The sequence below is a fragment of the Paenibacillus eucommiae genome (assembly GCF_017874215.1).
GTDB classification, from domain to species: Bacteria; Bacillota; Bacilli; order Paenibacillales; family NBRC-103111; genus Paenibacillus_AI; species Paenibacillus_AI eucommiae.
Genome location: NZ_JAGGLB010000018.1, coordinates 176,624 through 197,821, shown reverse-complemented (window position 1 = coordinate 197,821; position 21,198 = coordinate 176,624). Strand labels below are relative to the sequence as shown.

Annotated in this window: 9 protein-coding genes; all 9 read left to right on the top strand. The window is 47.2% G+C overall.

Going from position 1 to position 21,198, the window contains the following annotated elements:
- Positions 1 to 23 precede the first annotated feature (23 nt).
- The 9 genes from J2Z66_RS24250 to J2Z66_RS24210 all read left to right on the top strand — a co-directional run bounded on the left by J2Z66_RS24250 (position 24) and on the right by J2Z66_RS24210 (position 21,072).
- Complete coding sequence (locus J2Z66_RS24250) at positions 24 to 5,729, top strand: S-layer homology domain-containing protein (RefSeq protein ID WP_209975241.1); 5,706 nt, start codon at positions 24 to 26, stop codon at positions 5,727 to 5,729.
- Between the two features lie 96 nt (positions 5,730 to 5,825).
- Positions 5,826 to 8,651 carry an FG-GAP repeat domain-containing protein gene (locus J2Z66_RS24245; RefSeq protein ID WP_209975238.1) on the top strand — a complete coding sequence of 942 codons (2,826 nt, stop codon included), beginning with the start codon at positions 5,826 to 5,828 and terminating at the stop codon, positions 8,649 to 8,651.
- A gap of 46 nt (positions 8,652 to 8,697) precedes the next feature.
- Positions 8,698 to 10,041, top strand: a complete 1,344-nt coding sequence (locus J2Z66_RS24240; RefSeq protein ID WP_209975236.1) for a DegT/DnrJ/EryC1/StrS family aminotransferase — start codon at positions 8,698 to 8,700, stop codon at positions 10,039 to 10,041.
- Positions 10,042 to 10,057: 16 nt separating this feature from the next.
- The gene (locus J2Z66_RS24235) at positions 10,058 to 10,918 is read left to right on the top strand and encodes an amidohydrolase family protein (RefSeq protein ID WP_209975233.1); all 861 of its coding nucleotides are present in this window, start codon (positions 10,058 to 10,060) and stop codon (positions 10,916 to 10,918) included.
- A gap of 795 nt (positions 10,919 to 11,713) precedes the next feature.
- Positions 11,714 to 14,827 (top strand): GNAT family N-acetyltransferase, encoded by a 3,114-nt coding sequence (locus J2Z66_RS24230; protein ID WP_209975231.1) that lies wholly within the window; start codon positions 11,714 to 11,716, stop codon positions 14,825 to 14,827.
- Positions 14,828 to 15,365: 538 nt separating this feature from the next.
- Positions 15,366 to 16,232, top strand: a complete 867-nt coding sequence (locus J2Z66_RS24225; RefSeq protein WP_209975229.1) for a response regulator transcription factor — start codon at positions 15,366 to 15,368, stop codon at positions 16,230 to 16,232.
- Between the two features lie 14 nt (positions 16,233 to 16,246).
- Positions 16,247 to 19,033 (top strand): sensor histidine kinase, encoded by a 2,787-nt coding sequence (locus J2Z66_RS24220; RefSeq protein ID WP_209975227.1) that lies wholly within the window; start codon positions 16,247 to 16,249, stop codon positions 19,031 to 19,033.
- Positions 19,034 to 19,165: 132 nt separating this feature from the next.
- The gene (locus J2Z66_RS24215) at positions 19,166 to 20,122 is read left to right on the top strand and encodes an ABC transporter permease (protein WP_209975225.1); all 957 of its coding nucleotides are present in this window, start codon (positions 19,166 to 19,168) and stop codon (positions 20,120 to 20,122) included.
- A gap of 65 nt (positions 20,123 to 20,187) precedes the next feature.
- Positions 20,188 to 21,072, top strand: coding sequence for a carbohydrate ABC transporter permease (locus tag J2Z66_RS24210; protein WP_312894737.1), 885 nt, complete (start codon positions 20,188 to 20,190; stop codon positions 21,070 to 21,072).
- The last annotated feature ends 126 nt before the right edge of the window (positions 21,073 to 21,198 follow it).

The window sequence follows — 21,198 nt, the reverse complement described above, 5'->3', positions numbered from 1 at the left end:
ACAATGACAAAGGGGATGCTCCCATGGTTAAGAAGCACCTGTTAAGAATGTCAGCCAAGATGCTGGTATTCGTATTGATTCTTGGAATCCTGCCGTTTCCTTATTTGCCCGTCAGGGCTGAAATGGCGGATACAGTCTTGAGTGAAGGACCTATTACACAACATGTCTATACCCCGTCAGAGCCGCAAAAAGTAATATTGTTTGATGATGATGGCAGTAATTTGACAACAGCCGGATGGTTTGTGCAATCTCCACAAGAAGGCGCGTATATTAATGATCATTCCAATTCTATCGGCAATTCCAATCAGGTACAGATGAAGCCTGTGCCGGAAGGTCAGTATGTATTGTACGGCGATGAAGTTGGCAGCAGCAGCGGGATTTATAAGTCCATGACCAAATCGGTAACGATCGGGGCAGGAGCCTGGAACGCTTTGGTAGAGATGAAAATTAAAGATCTTATCCATATCCAGGACTCGTCTTATTCCGTTTATAACGGTTTATCCTTTGAAATTTTCGCTAATCAGAAGGAATACAAGATTACGCTGCAGAATGGCAATCGTCTGATGGTGATGATGGACCGCAACGGTCCTTCTCAGGAAACAGAAATCACTTTACCTGCAGATGACAACTTTCACAGCTGGGAGTTTAAACATGACGGCGAAGAGCTTTTACAGGTCTTTATGGATGGGCAAGAGATCGGTTCTTTCACAGGAGTAATGGGAATTCCAGATACGTCAGAAGATACCATCCGGATCTTAAATGTGCCTCTTGAGCGTGAAGCGGGAACTACAGAAGTTTATATTGATCGCATTCAGCTTTATAAAATGGTCTTGTCAGAGCAGCCGGCTGTGTTATTTGATGATGACGCGACCAGCCTGGAAGCTGGTGGCTGGGAGATGCAATTGCCCCCTATAGCCGGATTATATATTACCGATCATGCCAATTCTCTGGGCAATCCCAACCAGATTGCCATGAAGCCGGTGCCAGAAGGACAATATTTGCTGTACGGTGAGAAAGAAGCAGGGCTTGATGAAAGCTATCGACAGATGATCAAGAAGGTTGATATCGGGTCCGGATCGTGGGTGTTCGAATTTGAGGCGAAGATTAAGGAATTGGTTCAGGTTAAAGATTTACCCTATGATGTTTATTACGGGCTATCCTTTGAAATATTTGCCGGACAAAAAGAATACAAGGTTACTCTTCAAAACGGAAACCGTCTGATGGGGATGTATTCCAGCAATGGCCCCTCACAGGAGACTAGAGTGGAAATGCCTGATGACGATAACTTTCATACTTGGGGAATCGCCTATGACGGAACGGATAAGGTGTTTGTAGCGATTGATGGAATTAAGGTGGCCACCTTTACCGGGATCGGCATCCCGATATCTGCATCCAGCCCAAATGCCATTGACCAAATCAAAATATTGAACGTACCCATCGAGGCTTTATCCGGCAAAAATGAAATCTATGTGGACCGGATAAAAATGACCAAAAATCTTATTCCCAACTGGCCGGATCCTAATGAGCTGTTCGATGATCAGGCTGATGATCTGTTAGCAGGAGGCTGGACTGTCGATCCGCCGACAGAAGGAGCTTACATTACGGATCATTCTGGATCCGGAGGCAACCCCAACGAAGTTCAGCTGAAGTCTGTATCAGAGGGCCAATATTTGTTTTACGGTAAAGAAGAAGGAACGGGCACAGGAGCGGGTACTCCCGAAATTACGGCTATAACCCGTGATCTGATGATTGGCAATGATCCCTGGGTGCTCGATTTCAAGACCAAATTGTCCAGCTTGCCCACTCCTCTTGCAGCTCAAGCTTCCAGAGATCCTCTGGAGCAAGGCATTTCTGTGAATATGACAGCTGGAGGCAAGAGCTACAAGCTTTCGATTCAGAACAATCACCTCTTAGCCAGATCAGGCGATGGGACGGAGATTCTGGACACTTTTGTCAAGATGCCTTTGGATGATAATCTATTCCACGATTGGGGGATAGCCTTCGATGGCAGCAATTCGCTTTTCGTAGCGTTGGATGGACAAAAGGTGGCTACATTTAGCGGCATAGGCACACCTGTGGCTGCTGAGGGAGATTCACTTACATGGTCTGTTCATTCTTCCAGCCCGCAGAGCGGAGCTGCAGAGGTTTATCTGGACAATATGAAACTGCGGAAAAAGCATCTTCCGGTTTGGGCTGCATTCAGCCCGAGGTTCGGACGCATTGCGATTCTTCCCACATCAAGCTCTGATGCTGTGCAGGTGGCCGTAGAAGCGGTGGACCTGGATCCATCATGGCTTACAAGCGAACAAGTGACGATTAAGGGCACGCTGCTGAGGAAAGAATCCGGCCTAGCAGAAACCGTCATAGCTGAAAATACCGTTGTTCTGAGTAATAACGCTCTAACCTTGCAGCTGGATCCGCAGCAGGCAGATGGAGACCTGAAGCTGAAGCTTGAACTGTTTAGCGGCAGCGAGAAGCTGGATGAGGTTATTCATCCCATTTTCCTGGATAAGGATGTTCAGCTTATTTCTCCTAATGACATCATTACTGCACAGGCTGGAACCTCCTATCTGTTCACACAGGTCGGGAATATGATCAACTATAACGGCAATGGCGCGGGGGCAGGTCCTACTGGCTGGGAGAAAGCAACTTTTCAATATGAAGGTTCTAATGTTCAAGGGTCCATACTTGAGAACACTCCAGATGCCGAAGTGATTCAATTGCCAATTGAGATGAACGGAAAGTTCGCCATATCTATCGGATATGTGACGGGAACAGAGGAGTTTCAGGCTGTTGTCGGGAATGAAGCCAAGCCGCTTAAGCTTGAAGGTGGCTCAAGTATGGCTGGAGAGAAGTATGGCGTGCAATTGATTGGTGAAGTTTTTGTAACGGCGGCCGAAATGACGGGTAAGCAGCTGAAGCTGTCTCCGGTACAGGGCAAGTCGGCGAGAATTGCTTATATCAAGCTGCGCAGCTTGTCTCAAGCGGAAATGGAGCTTTACTTGTCAGAGAATGAAGGAGAGGCTGGTAAGCGGGTCATTTACAACAATGATGGCTTCAGCCGTTTCTATACGGGGGATATTACAAGTCCTTCGACGTTAAAGCAGCATACGACTGATTGGTATGATGGCCAAGATGTTGGGCAGCTTGACTGGCAGCTGCTGACCACATTTACATTAAATTATGACAGTATGTATGCAGGCCCGTCTTTCGAAGGTTCGGAGCGATATGAGGATCAGATGTCGGATGGAGACAAGCTTGCAAGGGCATCCATTCGCTCGATTATTGCTACAGGAAAGCCGCCGTTGCAAATTATTGCGGAAAATGCATTGGAGACAGGGCTGAAGGTCAATGCTTCGCTCAGAATGAATGGTGTCTATCCTATCGGCAAGAACGGGTATCTCGATGGAAGGGTATATGAGCAAATGCTGCCTTATCGGGTGCTGCAGAAAAATGGACAATTGCTGGATTACGTCGATTACGGCAATACAGCTGTTCGTGATTATATTAAAAATGTAATTGTGGAAGCCGCCTCGTTTCCTCATGTTTATGGGATGAATCTGGATTTTAACCGGTATCCTTACGTATTCGGTTATGAATCCGAGCTTTCCCGAAGCTATGCGCTTGAATATGGCATAGAGCCAAAGCTGGAAACTACGGAGCAGGGCATAGCGAGGTGGAACAAATATAAGGCAGATTCCATGACCCAGCTGATTCGTGAAATCAGGGCATCAATACCAGGGAAGCAGCTATCTGTCCGTATTCCTGCTGCGGATTATTACAATTACGGCTTTGATCTCGAAGCCTGGGTGGATGAAGAGCTTATCGATATGCTGATTCCGTCCTCGATAATATTTGAAGATTTTTATGATATCACGCCTTTTGCAGACCTGGTGAGGGGGACTACCGTCAAGCTTTACGGGGGTATCGTTCATGAGCTGGAGGGTGCTGATCTAACCAAGGAAGAGGAAGAACTAATCAAGCGTGGAGTTGCGTTAGTTGCCAAGTACAACTACATGAACAGATTACAGTATAGGATGAGGGCATACGAACTGTACAAGGCAGGGGTAGACGGACTTTATATTTGGGACAATGAGCTGGGTAAGCAGGTGCTGGGACTTCTCGGCGATAAGGTGGAGATCGAGAAATGGCACGCTTTCGGTTATTCATCTGATATTGTGCAGAATGCAGTAACCGTATCAGCCCCGTCTTTAGTGACGGACCCGGAGCCCGAGCCGAGCACAAGCCCGAGTCCGAGCCCGAGTCCGAGCCCGAATCCGGAATCGGGCGTCAATCCACCACCAGCGTCAACAGGAAATGGAGAGAATGAACAGGCGATAAACCAGATAGAGCGGAAGAAGTTGCTTGAAGCAGCAATTCACCGGATGAATGTATGGAAGGAGCTTCAGAAAAATGGTTCGGCGAGTTCTTCAGATGAAGAGCGTAAAGCTGCTATTCAAGCAGTTAATCAAGCTGTGTTGAAGCTTACGACCATGGATCTTGCCTCAAATGTCACTGTTACGAATGCAGTGGCGACGACGAAGTTGGATGAAAAACAATGGCTTCCCTTAATCAAGGATATCAAAAAGAATCTAGATGAACTCTCCAAACAGCTGGCGGAATGGAACCCCGATCTGTCTGTAAAACCATCTTTGACGCTTGATTTCGGCAAGACGAGTACGAAGTTAGCTAAAATTGTCCTGCCCAAAGAGCTGCTGAAACTAGCATCTGGAAATCATTTCGATACGATTTTCATCCAGATCAACGGTGTCACGGTCGGTCTGCCAATTCGCGATTTTACAGAAGATATAAGCTTATCATTTGCTGTTAAGCCAGCAGCGGAATTGACCCGGATAAGCACGCTTCCGGCAGCTTCAGAGGTATGGGAGCTTACTCTCGAATCAGGGGGCAAGCCGGTAACCAGCTTTGAGCATTCTGTCGAAGTTATCATTCCAACTACAAGCTATGAGGCGCAGCATACAGAGCTGCTCGTTCTGGCCAAAATTGTCGACGATAAGCTGGAGCTTCACGGAGGAAGACTTCATGATGGCAAAATGTTTGCAGCACGCGATTCATTCTCTACCTATGTCGTTGTACCCAATCTAGTAACTTTTGAAGATACAGATCGTGTGAAGCCATGGGCGGGATCTTTTATTGATGCTATGGCAGCCAGGGAAGTCGTGACAGGACGGGAAAACAGGAAATTGTATCCGAACGAACAGGTGACCAGGGCCGAATTCGTCAAAATGATCGTCAGTGCATTGGGATTGTTGAAGCCGTCTGATCTGCTAGAGCCACTACAGCCTCTAACAAAGTCACATTCACCTTTTACCGATGTACCCGAAGAAGCATGGTTTACACCATACATTACCGCAGCTGCGGAGCTGGGAATTGTCAGCGGGCGGGGAGCAGATCTTTTCGCTCCGAATGAACGGATTACGCGCGCTGAGATGGCCATGATGGCTTCCAATGCGCTGAAGGCGGTACTTAAAGTCAAGGATTCGAACGCATATGAAGCTGCTTTACAGATTTTCGATGATTCGCAAGAGATCGATTCCGTGTTCAAGCAGGGAGCTGCACTTGCTGCAGCCAAAGGGCTGATCGCCGGTAGTAACGGCAAATTTCGGCCGAATGAAGCTTCAACGAGGGCCGAGGCCATCACGATTGTGTACAGATTATGGAAGTTGGATGCCGGTCGTAATCCGCTAGATTTTCTAAGTATGGAATGATTAAGCACTAATCCAGCAAACAAGGTCGGTCCAGCAGCTTGCGAAAGCGCTGTGCCGATCCTCTCAGTCAAACTACCAGCAGAGGGTGTTAAAAAAGTGAAAGGAATTTGGAAAGAGCGTGGTTATGAGGACTTTGCAGATGGGACCTTCGGTAACGGGGGACAAAATCTGTATGTGTCCCGCAAAGGCGTATTGCAGCGTATCTATCGTTTCGATCTTAACCGTGACGGATATGCCGATATTGTTTTCGTGAACAGTCATGATATGGGGGAACGTCCTCCCGTTTATGTGTACCCGGATGCCCTTCATACTGCTGAGCGGATAGAGCTGCCTACTGCTGGCGCATACGCTGGAGCTATTGGTGATTTGAACAATGATGGCTATGACGATCTGGTAATTGCCAATCAGCATAACGGTACTCATTCCGACGGTACTGCCTATATTTACTACGGATCACCGGAGGGACTAAGCGAACGTTATAAAATCGAGCTGCCGGTACCGAATTGCAGAGCTGTTGCGATTGGTGATTTCAACGGAGATGGTTTGCCTGATCTGGCTTTCAGCAGTGAAGGGAAATTAGTCATCTATTATCAAAATAAAGGCGGTTTTCTGAATGACAATCGTGTCATCCTTGATCTGGATGTGACCCATATAACGGCTGGGGATATCGATGGTAATGGATATGCGGATTTATATGTACGTGTTCATAACGGACGTCCTGTTGTTTTGTGGGGAGGACCCGAGGGGATAAGGCTGGAAGCGAGCACACCAGTCGGGGGCGAGGATGCTGCAGCCAGGACACTTGCCAGCACGACGGCAGGCTGGATGACATTTGTTGAAGGCTGGCGGCCGAAAATGGTTACGATAGGCGGAAGCATTCATCTTTTCCGGCAGGAGAACGATAGAGCTTACTTCTATCCGTTAGCAGAAAAGAAGGCTGTCCATCATGAGCCGCCGGGCCACTCGGATTACTTCCAGCCTCGCACTTTTTCTGAACCACTCATACTTGCTTGCAGCGATGTGGTTTCAGCAGAAGCTGGTGATATCGATGGTGACGGCTTCGAGGAAATTATACTCGCTGTGTGCAGTGACCGAAGTGAGCAGGAGAGTTCATGGATTTATTGGGGCTGTGCAGAAGGCTACGATGAACGGAATCGGACGCCTCTTGAGACAGTAAGTGCAAGGGATGTGATCCTTGCAGATTTGGACGGCGATGGCCACATCGAGGTTATCGTTTGCCAAGGCCGTACAGATGTGATGAATACGACTGAATCTCTGATCTATAAAATTCATCGGGAGAGCATGGGCGGGAATCGGGTAGTGGTATCGGAACCAACCAGGCTGCTGACACATGACGCCTCTGATATCCTTATCGGGCACACCTCAGGCGCATCTCAGCCGCAGGTAATTGTTGTCAATCATGTGAGCGGCCGGGTTCGTGGCGATGTCTCAGCTGTCGCCTATTTGGGTGGCGAAGACGGATTTCAAGCCGACAGAAGGATAGAATTTCCCGTGTGGGCGGGTGTCGATTCCATCTGCTGCGATTTCGATGACGATGGCTGGGGAGATTTGCTCATTGCTAACTGTGCCGAGAATGCGCCCCATCTCGACCCGGGCTCATTCTTGTATTGGGGAGGACCGGCAGGCTTTCATCCGGAGCGTAAAAGCATTCTTCCCACCGTTCGTGCCCATGGCATGGCCGTCGGTGATTTTCGGCGATGCGGTTATTTGGACGCTGCTTTTACTGGCTGCAATAACGCGGAGCTGGTCATTTTTCGTGGAGGCCCTGATGGTCTGGATACGGAAAACCCGCAGAGGATTATGATGAATCCGAGCCTTTATGATTATGTCCCGGAGAAGAGCCTCGGTTCATATGATGAATCGGCAGAATTGCCCTTTAAGGAGCCGAGATGGTTGTTTACGGCGGATTTTAACAATGATGGCTGGCTGGATTTGTTTGTTTCCCAAATATTTGGCGAGAGCTTTATTTTGTGGGGTGGGCCTGAAGGGTATAGTATGGAGCGTTCTACCAAGCTGTTTGCGGGTGGAGGCATCTGTGCGCAAGCTGCGGACTTGACAGGCAATGGCTGGCTGGACCTGATCATAGGCGGATTTCACACACCTGGTAAACAAGTTGTAGAGGAATCCTACGTTTATATTTATTGGGGAAGTCCTGAGGGCTACCGCGAAGACAGGAGGATGCAGCTCCCTGCTCACACAGCGAATTCGATTACGATCGCCGATTTTAACAACAATGGCATCCTCGATATTTTTGTAACCTCCTACAATGGGGGAAGGGAAAGGGATATAGATTCCTATCTGTATTGGGGACAGCCGGGAGGGCTCTACTCTGCTGAGCATTGCACTAGACTCTTCACTCACTCTGCATGTGGAAGTGTTGCAGCAGATTACAATGAAGATGGTTGGGTCGATCTGGCCATAGCGAATCACAAAACAAATGGAAACCATGATGGCTTCTCTTTTGTGCTATGGAACGGTCCGGAAGGATTTTCAGAGAAGCGGGTTACCAAACTGCCAACGCAAGGTCCTCATGGGATGATGGCTGTTGATCCCGGCAATGTAGCAAATCGGGGGCAGGAGGAAGAATACACTTCAAGCGTTTACGAGCTGCCAATAGGTGCCGTGCTGAAACGTATTACATGGGAGGCAGAGCTGCAGCCAAAGACATGGGTGAAGGCCCAGATTCGTTCAGCAATAACGAAAGAAGCGTTGAACGATGCTGAATGGCAGGGACCGGATCAAGCTGCAAACGGCTGGTTTGAAAACGGCGATAGTTTGGAAGGGACCAACTGCGGGCCTTGGATTCAATATCGCTTGGTGCTTGGTGCCATCAATGGAGGGAATAGTCCTCGGATAACGGAAGTTGCCGTGGAATATGAGTTTGAACTGGAACAAGAGTAAGAGTAAGAGTAAGAAAATCAACTATTACAACCAGGAGGCAATGATCATGACTGATATACAAAAGCTGGCTTTATTCGGAGGCAAAAAAGCTGTTACCCAGGAGAGCGGAAATTTATTTACCTGGCCAATTATTACACAGGAGGATGAAGAGGCCGCATTGGATGTCCTCCGCCGGGGGGCTATGTCCGGGACGGATGTTACGATGGCATTTGAGGAGGATTACAGCAAATGGCTGGATGTAAAGTATGCCTTAGGTTTCAACACCGGGACAGCTTCACTGCAAGGGGCCATGTTCGGATGTGGAGTAGGTGTGGGCGATGAAATCATCTGTCCAAGCATGACGTATTGGGCGACTTGTCTGCAAGCCTTCTCGCTCGGAGCCACAGTCGTGTTTGCGGATATAAATCCCTTTACACTATGTCTAGATCCAAACGACATTGAGCACAGAATTACAGACAGGACAAAAGCGATTGTTGTTGTCCATTTCCTCGGTTATCCGGCCGATATGGACCCTATCCTGGAAATAGCCCGAAAGCATAACCTGAAAGTCATTGAGGATGTTTCACATGCCCACGGCGGCGTGTACAAAGGACGGAAGCTTGGAACGATCGGGAACGTAGGGGCGATGTCCTTAATGACCGGTAAAGCCTTGGCAATCGGAGAGGGCGGAATCCTCGTTACTGATGACCGGGACATATACGAAAGAGCGGTAGCTTTGGGACACTATGAGCGTTACGGCAGCCAAACGGAGAATGAGCAGCTGCGTCCTTACCAAGGCCTCCCTCTGGGAGGATATAAGTATCGCATGCACCAGGTCAGTTCAGCTGTGGGACGTGTTCAGCTGCGCCACTATGATGAGCGAAATGTGGAAATCGGCAGAGCTATGAATTATTTCTGGGATCTGCTTGAAGGAGTGCCTGGCTTAATCGCACATCGGACTGACAAAGAATCCGGGAGCTTAAATGGCGGCTGGTATGCTCCACATGCTCACTATGTGCCGGAGGAGCTTGAAGGGTTATCGGTTACGCGTTTTTGTGAGGCGGTCCGGGCGGAAGGCTTGACATCCTGCATGCCAGGCTGTTATACCCCGCTGCATTTGCATCCGCTTTTTACGCAGGCTGATGTGTATGGACACGGCAAACCGACTCGTATTGCTAATACAGAGCGGGATGTACGCCAGTATAAAGGTGATTTGCCAGTTAGTGAAGGGTTATCTGCCCGTCTCTGCGAAGTTCCTTGGTTTAAGCATTATAGGCCTGAAGTGATTGAGGAATACGCGAACGCTTATCGCAAGGTTGCTTTAAATTACAAGGAATTGCTTCAAGATGACCGGGGAAATTCAAGTGAGCATGGCAATTGGAAACTGTTCACTCAAAAACAGAATAGCTAAAGGAAGAGGAATGAACATGATCATCGATGCCCATAACCACCCTGACTACATGGGGTTGTCATGTCGGGACATTATCAGCAACATGGACAAATACCAGATTGATCGTACCTGGCTCTTAACGCTTGAAACGCCGGAAGACGAGTATTTGCCTTCTTTCTATCACCGATACGCCAGACCGGACGGGAAAGGAGCCATTCCTTTCTCCAGTTGTCTTGCTTGCAAGGAGACTGCCCCAGAGCGATTTGTGCTTGGATACGCACCTGATCCACGAATCCCTTATGCGATTGAACGTCTGGCAGCTGCGATCGAGATGTACGGTGTGAAGGTTTGTGGAGAAATCATGCTGCGGATGATGTATGACAGTCCGGATGCTATCTCGATGTTTCGATTTTGCGGGGAGAAGGGACTCCCGGTTATTCTGGAGGTCAACTATGGTGCAGAACGTTTTGAGCAGCATACGAGGCCCAACTATTGGTACGGCGGAGGTATCGAGGCTTTCGAACGGATGCTGAAGGCGTGTCCGGAAACTGTTTTTTTAGGCCATGGTCCGGGCTTTTGGGCGCATCTTTCGAGCGACGATCTCTTCGATAAGTACAGCTATCCTCAAGGTAAGCTGGAGCACGGAGGAAGGGTGGAGGAGCTGATGCGGCTTTATCCGAACTTGCACTGTGATCTATCGGCAGGGTCTGGACTAAACGCCCTGAAGCGGGACCCTGCCTTTGCCAAAACCTTTTTGCTGGAGTTCCAGAACAGGGTCGTGTATGGCCGGGACTTGTATGGTAATCAACATCAGGAGTTTTTAAACACGCTGGGACTGCCTGGGGATGTGCTGGACAAAATATACTCAGGCAATGCACTGAGATTAGTTAAGGATTAGAGCAGCGTCGTAGCGTACGATTGAAGGGTTTGTACGAAAATTAGCTGCTATTGGAGAAGCGTTCCCCGGATGATGCAATTCCGGGGCGCTTTTTTTTTAGCTAAGCTCGGAATTTAGGGAAGAGCAAACAGTAGCAGACCGCTCCCCCAAAATCCCAAATTGAGCGTATGTTTCACTTAACGATGATTTTCATCGTTAAAGCAAGTGTCCCAGATCGATCAGCCACTTTAATGATGATTTTCATCGTTAAAAGGGGACGGATGATCTCTCTGAGTGGTAAAAAGGGATTTTAACGATGTTTTTCATTGTTAAAGGAAGCATGTGGAGACGAACTGGTGCTTTTAACGATGAAAAACATCGCTAAAAGTAGTAACTCTTCTAGATTGGCCTGTTCTGCACATTGTAGCTGAGAGAGTTAAAGGGTGTTGGGCTGAATTCCCCTTTGGTAACAGGGATAAAATCATTTAGAACAATCAATTCTATTTACACGGCGTCAGACTGAATGATATGCTTGGGATAGTTGCATCCAATATTTTGAAGGCAATGAAATTTGGGGGACTCCCTAGAATAAAATTGCTGCCAACTATCAAATCTGTATATCCCAAATGGTTATCTGCCAAATGAAAATGAGAGATTGGCTGGTCTGTTCGAGGTTGTTTAATCCCTCCAAACCTAGAAGTTTGGAGGTTTGCTTTATTTATTTACTCTTTAAGTATGTACTCTTTATACGGAATAACTCGCCACGCGTCACGCGCCACAATGATACGCAATCAGGAGGAAAGGAAGTATTCTAATATGACAAACGGAATATCAATTACAGAGTATACGCCGGCATATGCCCGCTCTGTGGCTGAAATGTGGAATCAAAGCCGGGAAAGCTGGGGCGGGGGGAATGAAGTAAGTACAGAACAATCAGTCTTGGAGCAGCATGAGCATTCAACGCTGCTGAAAGTTTTTTTGGCTTTGGATGGTCAAGAGGTTGTAGGCTATTGCAGTTACACCAAATATCCTGATGCCGAGCAGACGATGTATATTCCACTATTGAATGTGCGTCCCGATTATCATGGGAGGAAGATCGGCAAGGAGCTAATTCTTACTGCGGTAAAAGAAACCGTTGCCCGTGGCTATCCTTATCTTGATTTATTTACCTGGCCAGGGAATACAAAGGCCGTACCTATGTATAAAAAGTGCGGATTTTTCTGGGAGAAGAGCGATCATCGTACTCACTTGGTGAATTTTATCCCCGCACTGCTGCAAATGGAGGCTTTAACACCGTATTTTGCAAGCTTCGATTGGTATGCTGACGGAACCCGTGACTTGTCGGTTGCACCGGACGGTGAGGAAAACAACGGCTTTCAATATTTGACGTATACTTGGGCACGTGAAGGTAAAGCCATGCGGGTGGAATTGGAGCAATCGGCGCGTGGCATTCGGCTCGTAGAAACAGAGGATTACCTGATCTATGCAGAAATTGAGCATCATGAGCTCGTTTTTGGCCGCAGCTATGAGGTCAAGTATGTCATTGAAAACAAATCGGGGCTGCCGCTCCATTGTCAGGTGTCCGGACGGGATGACGGCGAGGTGCGGCTAACGCTGGAAGCGGACGTGGAGGTACGGAATAGGGAGCTTGTAAGTGGACGGTTCTATGTGGATGAGCCCCTGCGGGAACAGGCTGACGGTGAGATACGTCCTGCTGTGACGAGCGAATGGCTCGTGAACGGCAGGAAGCTGCAGCTGCGCACCGGAATTGCTCCGAAGTATCCCGCCGGCTTCCAGTGGCATCAACCTTCCCCTACTGGTTTCACGGGGGCACCGGATTCGATGGTCCTGACTGTGGAGAACTACTATAATGAACCGGCAAGCTTCACCATTACGGTGGAAGAGAACGACTTGCTGACGATGGCAGAGAACATATTCAGCTTTCAGCTGCCGGAGGGTGGCAGATGTTCGCTCCCTGCAGATTATACCCTGCATCGTTTTGGATTGTATGATGGTGTATTGAAGGTGGAGGCTTGTCCGGAGCACGGGGAGCCGATGCTGTTCACGAAAACCATACACGCCTTGTTTAAAGGAACCGGGGGCAAGTACGGCGGGGAGACTAGAGAGGAATGGCTGATCGCCAGCGGCGCTTTTTCCGTTCATTTGAACAAGTGGTCCGGTGATGTCCGGCTCTATTATTTGGATCAATCGCTTCCTGTCCATTGGTATTGTCCTCGTTTGGGGCGTCCTTTTTCACCGGAATTCAAAAGCAAACAGCCCGTCCAGGTCAAGTGGCGGCAGGAGAACGAAACGATGGTGCTGGAAGCCTTGTACCTATCATCGGATTTTGCCGGAGCAAGCCTTGTGATGAAGATTTATTTGCATCCCAACGGTCTGGTGGAGCGCTGCTATGAGGTCAGACAACTGGAACCTTTGGGTGAGCGCCAATTGCATGTGCTGGATGCATTCCGGTTTTCTTTCGAGAAATGTGTCATTCCGTTCAAAGGAAAATGGGTTGAGGTTACTAATAATGCTGACGGCTACCAGGCAAAGTGGGATGCGCCTGATATTTCGGAAAATTGGCTGTTCTCTACGGCTGGAAAAATACCTGTGGGAATCTGCTGGCCTGAAGCCATGACACCAGTAAATGCGGAGCATACGCTTGGGATCGAACACGTGGTGGCTGCATCCGCCAGTGGGGGAGTGACTCGTCTGCCCTCCGTGTATATCGCTATTGGAACTTTTGCCGACTGGACCGCTTTTCGCTCGTTTGCCTTACAGAAGAGAACAGAGCGCACGCCATTGCTTACAGAGCCAACAGAGCTTGTCGCAGGATTGGACGGCAACCCCTTTATCCGGAAAGATCTGCACATTACCCTTGTGAAGCATGATGGCGCTCCGTTGGCCGGAACTGTTGAGATCGTGTCGGAGAAGGAACGGTTTGTTACCAGGGAGAAGGAGTGCGATGAGGACAGCATGTACCGCCAGGTTGAATTCAGCATAGAGAATGCCGGAGGCTCTGAAGGCGGTGCAGCGGATGTAGTTAAGGCTCGTTATCGCTCATCCGCATCTGTCAGCGTATATGCAAAGGCCGTCTTCCCAGTGTCGGAAGGGCAGGTGCGGCAGGTGATAACCAGCGCTGAGTCGGGGTCAGGAGTCATGTATACGATTGACAACGGTTTACTGCAGCTTGCCGCCTCACCGGAGTTCGGTAGAGTCTTTCACTCTTTGCAGTACCAGGGCAGGGAATGGCTGTCCACGAGTTATCCCAAGCCTGGACCGAATCTATGGTGGAATCCATGGTATGGAGGAATCGGTCTGGAGCTGGACGGAATCTCCCAGCTGAATCTGTCTGGGGAGGAACGGAGCGCTGAATTTGTTTCACTTACGGATCAATTCGGAAATGCCTGGTCAGGCTTGCGGATTTCCACTTCCATTAAGCAGCATAAAGGCTACCGCGGTCTGGACATAGCGCACTATGCGCTGATGTTACCCGGCACACCCGTTCTCTGCTGTGTGAATTGGCTGAACAATCAGACGGGAATGCCTTTGTTCCGTACTGCCGTGAACACCGTTTCCTTTATCGAACCGGATAAGGACAGGGAGCAGAGCTGGTCAAGCGGCGACGGAGCGGATCAGTATTGCGGAACGGGACAAAGCGGGGCGAAGAGTGAAGGTGTGCTGCGGTTTGGCTCAGACAGAAGGACGGAACGATTGCATATCGTGAACAATCCCGTTAGTAGCGAAGCTTCGATGTATATGAATAACGCAGTTATCGGACATTACTGCAGACAAACCTTGAAGCTTGCGGATGGAGCTTCGAAGTGGATGGATCCTGTGTTTTATGTGTTTGATGACCGTGATTTGACGTTGGCGGAATTGCAGGCTTTAACTCTTATTACTTTTGAAGACCAAGAAGGCAGAGTTTGATAAGCGCGGTGTAGTGCTCGGCAGTGGAATGGGTGTTGCGGAGCATGAGCCAGACGAATTCCCGAATGCAAGCATGAAAGTCTGGTCACGGGAGTGCTGGCTCCCGTGACTTACTTTTTCTGTTTTACCGTTGTAAGAACATATTTTTCCTCGTCCGTAACGTGCTGTTGTTCCAATACTCCAACAAAAATTCACCGCTATGGTCAACCTCAATTTTAGCAAAAACTTGTACCACGACTTTCCCACTGGATGCTCCAATATGCCGAAACATATTAAATGTACCGTCATTCAAAGAATAAGCGATAGACCCAGTCTTCGGGACTAGCAGTCATTTCCCTTCGCATGGCAATCACCAGCTCCAATGTTTCTTCTTGAACACATCTCATACTTAATATAGGGGAAAGCTTGGGCAAATTGATGGAAAATTTATGGATTCCCCATGAATTATTTATGGCTTCTGCCCAGAGACAGCATACAGGGTTCTGCAGCCTATGTTACAATATTGCACATAAACATTTCATATTGAGGTGGAGTGAGCATGTATAAGTTATTGATTGTCGACGACGAAGAATATGTGCGAAATGGCATAAGAAATACATTTAACTGGCCGGACTTCGGCTTTCAGGTCATTGGAACGGCGGAGAATGGGCGAAAAGCCCTGGAGTTCGTGCAGGCTCAAAGACCGCATGCTGTGCTCAGCGATATTATTATGCCGGAAATGGACGGTTTGGAATTTACCGGTGAGCTGCAGCAATTGTATCCTGAAATAAATGTTGTGCTGCTGAGTGCCTATAGTGAATTTAAGTATGCCCAGCAAGCGATCAAATTTGGAGTTAAAGCTTTTCTGCTTAAGCCGGTGGAAGAGACTGAAATAGAAACAGTTTTTCGCTCGCTGAGCCAACAGTTATCAAGCCGGGAACGAGTTAGGCCATCAATATCGCTTAACGCTGTGAGTCCGTCAAGCCCGCCTGTCGGGCATTCAGCTAATCCGTTAAGCAGCCATAAGAATGAAGGGCTTTACAGAATTACTGGAGAATGGCAAAAGGATAGAGCTGGAACGGAGGAGCCTAGCGGTACAGAAGTGGATAGCTATATCACAAAAGCAAAACGTTATGTCACAGAGCACTTCGATCAGAAGATCACACTGGAGGAAGTGGCCAAATTACTGTACATTACCCCTGCCTACTTCAGCGTGTATTTCAAAAAAGAAACAGGCCAAAATTTCGTTGATTTCATTACGTATGTCAGGGTGGAGAAGGCCAAGGAGCTGCTGCGCCGCTCCGAGTATAAGGTAAAGGAGATCGCAGTGAAGATTGGCTATGACGATTACACGTATTTTTGTAAAATCTTTCGTAAGTTGGAAGGGGTTACTCCCCTTGAATTTCGCTCTCAATACGTCAGATAAAAGGTGAAACTACCATGAAGCTCTCCCTATTAAGGCTGCTGCAAACAAGAAGATTTCCTTTGCACACTATTTTGATTGCGCTTTCACTCGTAGCGGTTGCCGTATCTCTAAGTATTATATCCATTCTTTTGCTGGGCAGTACCAAATCGTTGATTACTGAGAAACTGGATGTTATCCATACGACTAAATTCAATCAAATCGCTTCGGATATAGAAGCTTTTTTTGATGATTCCCGAAAAATTGCTGTTTATTTGGAAAACAATCCGTTCCTGGCAGAGAATATCCGCAAATTAGAAAACAATGAAGGGAATTCTTTTGAGAAGCATGAACGGATGCTCAGCATCAATAAGTTTCTTTTAAATCTGACCCAGTATAATGAAAACATTAAAAGTATTAATATTGTTACGGAAAAGGACCAATATTACAGCGGTGGTGTGCTGTTTACCTATGATTTGGCCAGGATTCTCGGGAGCAATCAAGTGGTTGACCTCAAACTGAAATACCCCGACACCATTTTTCGGCCTACGACGACAGTGAGGAAGACGGGGATGACTTTCGCCAAGCACTTGACCGGAGAGGTTTATTATGCGAGCTCCCTGCGCAGGGGTTCTATGGTTTACGGGAACTTATATATTTTGCTGCGTGATGATTTTCTTGCCGGGCGCATAGCAGAGCTGGATACGATGATGATCGTTGACGAAACCGGCCATACGGTTTACAAAGGCAAGCGCTATGAAGAGATGGAGTCGAAAATCACCTCGCAGCTTATCATCCCCTCCATAAACAAACCTATCGTCTACACAGACAAAAATGTTCAAATTTATGCCAGGCAGCTGAATGTTCAGAAATGGACGCTCTTTCATAGTGTGGATTTAAATACTTACCGCGAGCAGTCCGATCTGCTTCGCAGTCTGGCTGTTATTTCCTTTTTGATTAGTCTGGTGATCACCTTTGCTTTTGCCAGGTTTATTTCCAAAAGAATTCTTCGTCCAGCAGCAAAACTGGCGGGTGTAGTCAAGCGCTATCATGTTGGAGATGCGGCTACTGTCAGGTTCAGCCAAGATTCTCCTAAGCGGAAGTTTTCCTTGCGTGAAAAAGTTTTTTATTACCTTCTTATTACGATCATGCTGCCAATATGCTGTTTTGTGGCTTTGTTCTATATGCAGTCAAGCTCCATTATTACGAAGCAAACAACGGACGCCTACCAGACTGTCCTTCAGAAAGCGGCGGATAATCTGAGCATTGTTATGGATAAAAAGGAAAAGCTGCTGCTGGGCATTTCCTACAGTGAGATTGCGCATAATCTGCTGCAAACACAGACTGAATCTGACACAGCAGCTCTCTTTGATATGATTGAGCAGTATGTGTACCTGGGGCTTGATAATGATATTTACAGTCTGTATGACAATAACAACAAGCTGATTGTTTCCAGCGGATTTAGGCAGGCGCAGCAGCTGGATGAGGAACTGGCGGCGCAGCTGGAGCAGATGTCCAGGGGCATCGTTTGGACGATGGACAAGGACCGGGTCAATACGGATATCGTCAGGCTGAGCATGCCGGTAAACAGCCTGAAGATCGGGAAGAGACTGGGGTATGCCTTGGTCGAGATGAAATATGATGATTTCAAAAAGAAGTTTTCCGATTTGGATGCAGGCAGCGGCGACATGTTTATTCTAAAAGATGATGGCCTCGAAAAAGGGATGAGTGGAAACCATGAGCAGCAAGGGGAGGAAGCCTGGAAAGTGGATCTGGCAGCTGCTATCGATGGGAATTCCGGCAACCGGAAAGTGGACATAGCCGGAGCCGAGCATCTTTTCTTCTATGAACAGGCAGGCTCCAAATCGTGGTATTTGGCTTCCGTTTTTGCTAACAGTGCGATTGCGAGACAAAGCTCGGCCGCTATTTTTAACAATATTTATTTGCTTGTTGTATTGCTTTTGTCAATTTTACTGCTGGCCTTCTATATGTCCTGGACGCTGATGAGGCCGATTAACCGGATCAATGACATGCTGAATATTTCAAGCCTTGAGCATTTGGAGCGCATCCCGGATGATTATTATTTCATAGATGAGATTCATGAGCTGGGCAGTAATTTCAATCGCATGATAGGGCGTATTGAAGATTTGATTGATGATTTACTAATGGCTAACCTCAAGCAGCATGAGGTGGAAATTGATAAGAAGACGGCTGAAATTCATGCGCTCCAAGCACAGATCAACCCTCATTTTCTTCAGAACACGCTGGACAATACCATATATATGATTAAGGAAAATCATAAGGATCAAGCCGTTGAGATGATTAAGTCGTTAAGCAGTCTTTTTCGTTATGGCATCAGCCGGGGTGAGACGATTATTCCGGTTCATGAAGAGTTGAAATATGCCAAAGCTTATGTGAGTATTGTCAACCTCCGTTACCGCGGGAAAATTAAATTTTACTGGGAAGTTGAAGATTCCCTGCTGAATTACAGAACACTGAAGCTGATCTTACAGCCGATCATTGAAAATGCGATCAATCATGGGATTCGAGACACAAGTGAAGCGGGAACCGTGCGGATCGAGTGCAAGGATATCGGGGAGCATCTTCAGTTCAGCGTTGCAGACAATGGCAAAGGTATTTCGGAGGAGAAGCTTGCCGAACTGCGAAATAGTCTCATCAGCGGGCAACATTCGGATCGTATAGGGATCTGCAATGTGCAATCGAGAATTCGCCTGTATTTCGGGGATGAATTTGGTGTAGGCATCTCCAGCATATCTAATAAGGGGACAACGGTAACGCTGACTATTCCCAAAATAAGTCCATAAATAGTGCATGCAAAGCCCATAAATTTTGCACCAAAATCTGTTTTTCATCAGCTATAGTTAGTACAACATCATATGTGGAGCGATATCAAGCACCTCATCATGATGGCATGATCGTTCAAGAAGGAGAAATTCATGGAAAATCCGATTGTTATTCCTGAAGCTAAGCGTGTCCGCATGAAAGCGGCAAAGGTAGATTGGAAAAAAGTAAAGAACATGAAGGTTCTTTACCTGATGATTTTGATACCGATTACATTTCTGGCAGTGTTTAATTATTCGCCTATGTACGGGGTCCTGATTGCATTCAAAAATTTCCGTTATGTCGATGGAATATTAGGTAGTGATTGGAATAATTTCGCCTATTTCAGGCAGATTTATGAAGATCCAATCTTCCGCAGGGCGTTCTGGAACACGCTGCGGATTAACATCATCAGCATTGTTTGTACGTTTCCGCTGCCGATCGTATTCGCCATGCTGTTGAATGAAATGCGTCGTGTACGGTACAAAAAGATTGTACAGACAATATCGTACCTTCCTCATTTTATGTCGTGGGTAGTCATCGGTGGTTTTGTGTATCAAATGCTGTCACCGGAAATTGGTTTTGCGAATGCCATCTTGTCACTGGTTGGAGTGGAGCCGATTTATTTTATGACGAAAACAAGCCTGTTTATCCCCATTCTCCTGTCGGCTACTGTATGGGCATCTGTAGGCTGGAGCTCGATTATTTATTTGGCAGCGATCAGTGCGATTGACCCGGGGTTGTACGAATCAGCGGAGCTGGATGGAGCCAATCGGCTGAAGAAGGCCATCTATATTACGATTCCTTCGATTATTCCAACAATCACAATTTTGTTTATACTCGGCTTGGCAGGGATATTAAGCGCTGGATTTGATCCGATTTTTAACTTATACAATCCGATGGTGATGGACGTTGCTGATGTTATTGACACTTATGTTTTTAGAAAAGGCTTACAAGAATCGCAGTTTGGCTACGCAGCAGCAGTGGGCTTGTTCCAAAGTGTAATCGGCATCATTTTAATTTATTTAGCTAACAAGACCGTTAAGCGCTTCAGCGATTATGGAATTTGGTAGTAGATAAGCAGATAAAAGATAGCAGATATATGGAAAACGAAGATGTATAGACAGGGGGATTTGCAGTGGTGAACCGGAGTATGGGCAGCAAATGTTTTGATATTTTCAATTACAGCTTTATGGCGCTGTTCTGTTTGACAATTTTGCTCCCGTTTTGGGATATGTTCATTTTATCGATTTCTGATGCTAAGCTATCCGCATCCTTGAGCATGCGGCTATGGCCTAAGACATTTGATTTATCTGCTTATTATTTTGCTTTTTCCGACAACAAGATTCCGCTTGCTTATCTGGTCACGATTTACAGGACGATTTGCGGGACGATCTTATCGCTGGTGCTGACGGTGATTGCCGCTTACCCGCTTTCGAAGAAGGATCTGCCGCTGCGCAATGTGATGACAACTATTTTTCTTATTCCGATGTTTTTTGGTGGGGGCCTGATTCCTACCTATATTATCATTCGCAAGCTTGGACTTGTGGATAACCTCCTTGTATACATTTTGCCTGGTGCCGTTGGCATCTTTACGATCTTGATAGTCCGCAATACCTTTATGTCGATGGACAAAGCCCTTGAGGAATCTGCGTTTATGGATGGGGCTGGATATTTAACGATTTTGTTCCGTATTTATGTGCCTTTATCCAAGCCGATACTAGCCACAGTTGCATTATGGTCTATGGTCGGACATTGGAATGCCTGGTTTGATGCCTTGATTTATATCCGCTCCGAGGACAAAATGGTGCTGCAGTCGATATTGCAAAGAATGGTAGCTATGACCAGCAATTTCTCAGAGGAAGCGCTGCAGTTTCAGATGCAGAATCCTGGATTATTTGTTACAAGCCAAACCTTTCAGGCCGCTGTAACGATTGTCACGATCGGGCCTATCGTTATGGTCTATCCATTTTTTCAGAAATATTTTGTGAAAGGCATTATGATTGGCTCGTTAAAAGGATAGCGATAAATAAAAGATATCAGAACTAAAAGGGAGGTGGTTGGTGTGTGAAGCGGTGGAAGTGGAATTATTTTTAAGCTTTTAGTTTAGCAGGCGTTTGAAGAAATGTGGACATGAAAATGGGGAGGT